The organism is Moorena sp. SIO2C4, assembly GCF_010672485.1.
Classification (GTDB): domain Bacteria; phylum Cyanobacteriota; class Cyanobacteriia; order Cyanobacteriales; family Coleofasciculaceae; genus Moorena; species Moorena producens.
Genome location: NZ_JAAHGN010000315.1, coordinates 1 through 7,266, shown reverse-complemented (window position 1 = coordinate 7,266; position 7,266 = coordinate 1). Strand labels below are relative to the sequence as shown.

General features: G+C 44.2%; 4 protein-coding genes. 1 reads left to right on the top strand and 3 read right to left on the bottom strand.

Annotated elements, in window-relative coordinates; genetic code table 11:
* The first annotated feature begins 64 nt into the window (after positions 1-64).
* Positions 65-436, top strand: coding sequence for a DUF5615 family PIN-like protein (locus tag F6K20_RS17395; RefSeq protein ID WP_287295437.1), 372 nt, complete (start codon positions 65-67; stop codon positions 434-436).
* A gap of 443 nt (positions 437-879) precedes the next feature.
* Here F6K20_RS17395 and F6K20_RS17390 read toward each other — a convergent pair whose 3' ends face one another.
* The 3 genes from F6K20_RS17390 to F6K20_RS17380 all read right to left on the bottom strand — a co-directional run bounded on the left by F6K20_RS17390 (position 880) and on the right by F6K20_RS17380 (position 6,644).
* On the bottom strand, positions 880-3,009 hold the full coding sequence (locus F6K20_RS17390; RefSeq protein WP_008185676.1) for an NHLP bacteriocin export ABC transporter permease/ATPase subunit: 2,130 nt from the start codon (positions 3,007-3,009) through the stop codon (positions 880-882).
* Positions 3,010-3,456: 447 nt separating this feature from the next.
* A complete protein-coding gene (locus F6K20_RS17385) occupies positions 3,457-3,624 on the bottom strand; it encodes a hypothetical protein (protein WP_008185674.1) in 168 nt (55 codons plus the stop codon).
* An 833-nt stretch (positions 3,625-4,457) separates the two neighbouring features.
* Positions 4,458-6,644 (bottom strand): NHLP family bacteriocin export ABC transporter peptidase/permease/ATPase subunit, encoded by a 2,187-nt coding sequence (locus F6K20_RS17380; RefSeq protein WP_008185667.1) that lies wholly within the window; start codon positions 6,642-6,644, stop codon positions 4,458-4,460.
* Positions 6,645-7,266 lie beyond the last annotated feature (622 nt).

Below are 7,266 nucleotides of genomic sequence, written 5' to 3'. Positions count from 1 at the left end.
CCCTCCACCTCTGCGCTGCGATTGCGGAAGTTGAGAGCAGAACGAAAAGTAATGAAAAAAGCTGATGACTCTCAAATATCTATTGGATGAAAATGTCAATCCTGCTTACAAAATCCAATTGACCCGGAATTATCCTGATTTGGTGATGTGGGTTGTTGGTGAACCGAATACTCCTGCAAGAGGAACCTTAGACCCACAAATTCTGAAATGGTGTGATGAGCATGGTTTTGTGCTGGTAACAAATAATCGTAAATCTATGCCTACCCATTTAGCTGATTATATTGCAGAAGGGAATCACATACCAGGAATCTTTATTCTCAACACCAAGTTAAGTATGGGAGAAAATCTTGATGAGTTGGTTTTTCTAGCTGAGGCATCTTTTGAAAGCGAATATCAAGACCAAATTATTTATCTTCCACACAGTTATAGCGTTTAGTTATAGCGTTTGGATCTAGGTTGTCAACGGTGGGCATACCGATGACTTGACTTTGTAAGTAAATTTATACCTGTTTGATTATAGTTTCCATTTGGTAGCAAACGTCTTTCGCAGATTGAGAAAGCTTATAGCGTTTCTCGCACTTATGAGGTACACTCTTCTTTGACGTTGATTCCCTGTCTTGATGCAGCGCATCCCTATTCCCTATTCGCTCTTCTCTGTTCCCTGTTCCCTATTCCCTATTCCCTACTCCCTACGGGTGCATCTCATTTTTGCTGTTTGACACAGTGGTGCGTTACGGGGCGGGTCCTCCAAACCCTGGCTACGAGGCGGAAAATGAGGCCCCCCTAACGCACCCTACGCAACTATAAGTAGGATTTTTTCCCGATTCCCGATTCCCGATTCCCGATTCCCGATTCCCGATTCCCTACTCCCTATTCCCTTCACACCATCTGTCGCGCCATCAAATCAGCAAACAACCCCTCAACTGCTGCCAATTCTTCAAAACTTCCCTGCTGTACTATCTTCCCACCATGCAACACATAAATCCTATCAGCATGACGAATAGTACTCAAACGATGGGCAATTACTATGCGAGTTACCCCCAATTTTTCTAAACTATTAGTAACAATTGCTTGGGTGCGATTATCCAAAGCTGAAGTCGCTTCATCAAACAACAAAATCTGGGGTTTGTGTACCAAAGCGCGGGCAATAAATAACCGTTGTCGCTGTCCTCCAGAAAGATTCCCACCCCCTTCGGAAATAATAGTATGTATCCCCATGGGCATGGCTTGAATATCCTCAGCTAATCCCGCCATCTGCAACGCTTCCAGAGCTTTATCTTGGGTAACAATTGCCCCCCCAGCAATGTTTTCCCAAATTGAACCACTCATAATCCGCCCATTTTGCAGCACTACCCCTAACTGTCGCCTGACCGCTGCAATATCTAATCCCGATAAATCTTTGCCATCATAAAAGATTGCTCCCGCTTCGGGAGTTTCAAATCCCAACAGCAACCGCATGATAGTGGATTTACCACTCCCCGAGGGACCGACAATAGCAATAAATTCTCCAGCTTTCGCGTCTAGGGTAATTTTATCTAAAACTAAAGGACTATCCTGGCGGTAACGAAAGCAAACCTGGTTTAATTTCAGTTGACCTGAAAGCCTGCCGGGATGGTACTTATCAGCATCAACTTCTGGCTTTGTCTGTAAAATTGGTTGGGCGCGTTCCCATAAAATACTGATATCTAAACTATCAATCAGAGTGTTGCTTAATCGGGTGGCGCTGGTGATAAAGGTACCGAAGGCAGTATTAAATGCCAGAAATGTACCAGTAGATAATCCTGTTTCCCCTACGGACTGTGCCATTAAAGCAACAGTAAATCCAAACAGCAGCATGGAACTTACTGCTGGTAACATTACATTAAACGCAGTTAGTAAGTCTTCCACTAACTGGGTACTCAATATCAGTTTTACCTGCTGAGTGTATTTTTTCGCCCAGCAAGCAAACGCCTCTGATTCAGCAGCAGCAACTCGTAATTTCGAGATGCCACCAATTAACTGCACTGTTAGTCCAAAGATTTCTCCTGAAAGCTGCTGGAGGGGACGCATTTTCCGCCTGGTAATCATACCGGATAGGGTAGTAATAATTACTGCTACTAAAGCGATAGCGATCGCAACGAATGCCAGAGGAAAACTGTAGACTATCAATAGTCCTAGATTTAGCAACGAAAATAAACTGGTAAATAGGGTTCGCAAAATGCTACCGCTAAGTCGATCACGAATCTGATTAACAGCGGAAACCCGATTGTGTAAATCCCCTGTGGAATACTGGCGGAAAAAGGCGGGTTTGAGTTTGAGCAATCTATCCCAAAGGGCGGCTTGAGTATCATAACTGACTTTGGTTTGCCATCTCAGGATCACAAAACTTTGAGCCAATTGGAATATCATCACCCCAAAGCTAGCGGCTAACAATCCCAAACCCATTTGGATTAATAATTGGCGTTTAGCGTCGGGAATGGCAGAGTCGATCAGAATACCAGTAATTTGTGGTGTCAACATCCCGAATAACGTTGCAACTACTCCCACTCCCAGGATTTTCAGCAAGTCTGGAGCACGACCTCTGATCGTAAATTGGAGAATATCCCAGACTGTAATCTCTTTATCGGGTAAAGGCCGATAAAAGGTATAGGCAATGGCAGCAATTGTTGTGGCAGTGTTACGGTTGAGGGGGGTGCGGGTCAACTCGACTGGGTCAAGGATTTCATACTTGGTGGCTTTGAGCGGTAGCAGAGCGACTGGTTGATTTTCTTCCTTAGTAAAAGCCAGCAGGGGACCACAATCTGTTTTCCACCAGTTACCAGTGAGGGTGACTCGACGGGTGCGGAAACCGGAAGCCCGTGCGATCGCGTCTAGGGTATTGGCATTTTCTGATTTAGCAGCAGGACGAATGGTTATCCCTAAAGCTTTGCCGATAGCACCTACAGCAATTAACAGCGGGGTTTCTCCTTCGGGGATGTCGGCGGTGGGATTGAGGATTGAGGCGAGTTCCCTCAGGGCTTTTTCTGTCATGGGACAGGGAAATATGATAGCCTACTGAATTTTATCAAAATTGAGGTTAATGAACTCTTAGGATCAGCCATTACTGATGCTATTCCTCAGATTATCGAAATCCTTATGTAAATATTTTTTACAAAAAATCTTTTCTCTGCGTAAAAGAAAAAGATTATCCCGAAGTAATAATTGAGGGCTTCAGGAAAGCGTCCGCTAGCCCAGGATTTGATCCGTTTAAGTCGTCATAACTTCGATAATTATTGACGAGGTATGAGTGATTAATCGTAGGGTGGGCAGTGCCTACCAACGCGGTTTGCAAGCTTCATTATCTGTCTGGTGCACTGCCCACCCTACATGAACTGCATAGTCGGTAGTGATAAACATGTAGTGGGTAGTGGTACACAAGTAGTGATTTTAGCTCCCGTTACCTTGATCAGACCGTAGCAAACCACTACATCTTTACCACTACGACACATTTGCATTTAACGAATCAAGACGTTTATTGCCGCCAGCTATAAAACCACCGCACACCTTGCTTAACTCGTCGTCAGTCAAGGCCAATAAGGTGTTACCCCTTCCTGATGAGTCTTTGGTTGATTTATCGGTCAGTTCTTCTATTTTGATTCTAGCCATTTAAATCACCTTTGATTTAGTAAGTCAGCTTTGACATACTTCCTACACTAATCAGTGTATAGCTATGAGTAACTTCCTACACTGATCAGTAGGGCAGTTTTGAAACTGCCACAATGGTACAGATTGGATTCACTATCTAGATCAGATCATGAAGCATCACCCAGAGGTGCAACCCCGTAATTTAATTCGTCATAGGAAAGCAAGTAGCTTGCTGCCCCAGTGGCACTTGTTGGGGGTTTGTTTTTTGGGTTTTGGTTTGTATCTGTTGCCAAATCCCTTATAGTTTATCGCACAATATTTACGGCTAAAAATTTAGCATAAAATGTGATGAACAACCAAATATCTTAAATATACCTATTGACTGAAATATTAAATAATGATAAATAAATAATTAAGGTTAGTTCAACAGATAAAAAAAACGAAACCAAGCTCAGACTATGAAGTTAAAAAGAAACAATTTTCAATCTCAGGAACCCGCAATTCAGCCAATTACTCCCTCCAAACCTCAACCCTCTAAACTCTCAGAACAGGAATTGGATAGCTTAGTTGGTGGACTAAGTTGGGGGGGCTGGAGTAACACGAGTTACACCTATCGTTTTTGGTAAAACAGGATAATGCTTTGAGTCCAACACGCTGAAAAAATAAAAGGGTATAGGTGCGCTTTCCGGATTAAGAATTAAATTCACCACAGGTCGCACCTGTGGTAACGATGTAGTGGTTTAGCTACAGTCTGCTCAAGGTAACAGGAGCTAAAATCACTACTTATTTACTACTACCAACAAAATCAAGGTCATACTGTTAAGTTAAACAAAAATAATTGGTAACCTAAGCAATCAACCTTCTGAACGAATCAACTGCTCATACACTCCCCCTTCCTCCCACAATTCCTCATGAGTTCCCCGCTGCACTACCTTACCCCCTTCCAGCACAATAATCTGATCACAATCCCGAATCGTACTCAGGCGGTGGGCTACCAAAATACAACTACACTGACGCGATCGCAAATTTGACACAATCATTTGTTCTGTCTGGGCATCTAAAGCAGACGTTGCTTCATCCATCACCAAAATTGCTGGATTTTTCACCAATGCCCGGGCAATTTCCAACCGTTGTCGCTGTCCCCCACTTAAATTCACACCCCCTTCCAGCAATTCCCCGTCATATCCCCCCGGAATTGCCATGACTGCTTCATGGATAACCGCATCTTGACAAGCTTGGACTAATTGCTGATCGGTTACTGTAGCATTCCATAAGGTCAAATTATCCCGCACCGTCCCGCCAAACAGAAAGATATCCTGTTCCACCAGAGATAAAGAACTGGCCAAGACCTCTCGCGGAATTTCCCTTCTAGGAGTCCCATCCAAGAGAATCTCCCCTTCCCAAGGTTGATAAAGTCCACAGATCAGTTTAGCCAGGGTAGATTTCCCCGAGCCACTGGCACCCACTAAAGCCACCCTTTCTCCTGGTTGCAAGGATAGATTGAAGTTCTCAATCAAGGGCGGGTCTACATGGGAGTAACCAAAAGTAACATCCCGTAACTCCACATAACCTTGCAATCGGGAATCAGTAATGTCACTGTCTACGTCATTTTGAATTTTGAATTTTGAATTTTGAATTTTGACTTGTCTTGTCTCCACTTCCGAATCAAGGGAATTACCCAACACATCATCTAAACGATTCAAATCCCCTTCTAATTCCTGGAGGGTACTCCCGAAATCTACCAAGGTATTAACAGGTTGTTGAAAACTGATCATCAAACTTTGAAACGCCACCAACATCCCAATACTGAGGTTTCCATCCATCACCCGCCAACCCCCAACCACTAAGATCAACATCGAGGTTAAGGAGGTAAGTAATATGGGCAAAACCCCCAACATCTGGTTTGTGACTTCCAACTCTTGCTGAGCGATCGCAGCTTTGGCATAATAACCAGACCAGCGGGAAAAGAAATCCGACTCCAAGGCTGATGCTTTCAAGGTTTCCATACTCTGGAGGGCTGCAATACTTACCCCCGCAGCTTTTCCCCAATCTTGGACTAAGCGCATATTAGCATCCACCCGCTGTCTGGCTACCCACTGCAAGGCCAAGCCATTGATGGCGGAAAAACAGATACCAATTAAGGTCAGTACTCCATCATAGGCCAACATCACCACAGCGTAGAACAATATCATCACCGTATCAATCACCGTAGTTGCCAATTGTCCAGATAGCACCTGACCTACTTTATTATTCAGACTGGCACGATTGCTAATTTCCCCGGCATATCTTTGAGCATAAAATCTCACAGGTAATCTCAGAATATGCCATAGGAAACGAGTGGACATCCCGACAGCCAGCTTAATCCTCAGCTTTCGTAAATAGCGCAGTCGCAGCAGGGTCAGAATCCCTTGAAACACCGTGGTAATAATCATCCCCAAAATTAGGGGACGCAGCCATTCCGTGCGATTTTCTACCAGAATCTCATCCACAAACACCTGACTGAAAACTGGGATAGCTAATCCTGGCAGCACTAACAGAAATCCTGCCAAAATACAGTATAAAATTGCCCCAACTGAACCTTGTAAACGGTCAATCAATGCTAAGATAACACTAGGTTTACGACCCCCCTTGTTAAACTCCGGTCCCGGTTCCATTACTAGGATAATCCCAGTAAACCCCTCATCAAATTCTTCCCAAGACACCCTGCGGGGACCCGTAGCGGGGTCATTGAGGAATACCCAATGTTTGCTGAATCCTTCCACGACCAGGAAGTGATTGAACTGCCAAAAGACAATGTAGGGGGGAGATACTTCTTGAAGTTGTTCTAGGTCTTCTGCTTTAAAGCCATCTGCAACCATTCCGTAACCTCTAGCAGCAAGAATCACATTAGAAGCTTTGCTGCCATCACGGGAAACCCCACACTCAATCCGGAGTTCAGCTAACGGGACAATGCGATTATAGTAAGCAAGAATAATAGCTAAGGAAGCGGCTCCGCATTCGACTGCTTCCATTTGTAAAATAGTAGGAGTTCTAACACGCATTTATAGCATTTTTATTTTAAGGGAGCAGGGAGTAGGGAGTAGGGAATAGGGAGTAGGGGTAATAAAATTTAATGTACCTAATAAGTTAAGTATTCAGCTATCAGCTATCAGCTATCAGCTATCAGCCTTGGCCTGTGGCCACACTACTTGAGGTGCTTTTGAATCAAATAAGCACCTCAAGTAGCGTGAGCTTTTAGCTCACGGCTGACCGCTGACCGCTGACCGCTGACGGCTTACTCACAAACAAAAAAGTACCCTGATTGGGTACTGTTGAAGCTTGATGTCATTGTCCATAATGCAAAACAAGCCTCGCTAAAATCATGAGGCTTCTCGCCGGATAAACTAACCAACAGGAGCTAGTCATGATTCAGACAATTAACACTAATAGCAAAATTAGCCACCAAACCTCACAGGTTTACACAAGTACCCCTGAGCCAAGAAACAGTCTACCTAGCATTTCCGTTCGTCAGCCCCTACCCCACGACATTGTTGACGAAAAAATTTGGGTTTCAAGCCCCGTCCTTCGCTGGATAGAAACCTGTTTATTGTGGAGCCTTATTCAATAAGTTTTAACCATGCATCCGCATAGCCTGCCGACCATAAAGGCTCCACTATCTTACGG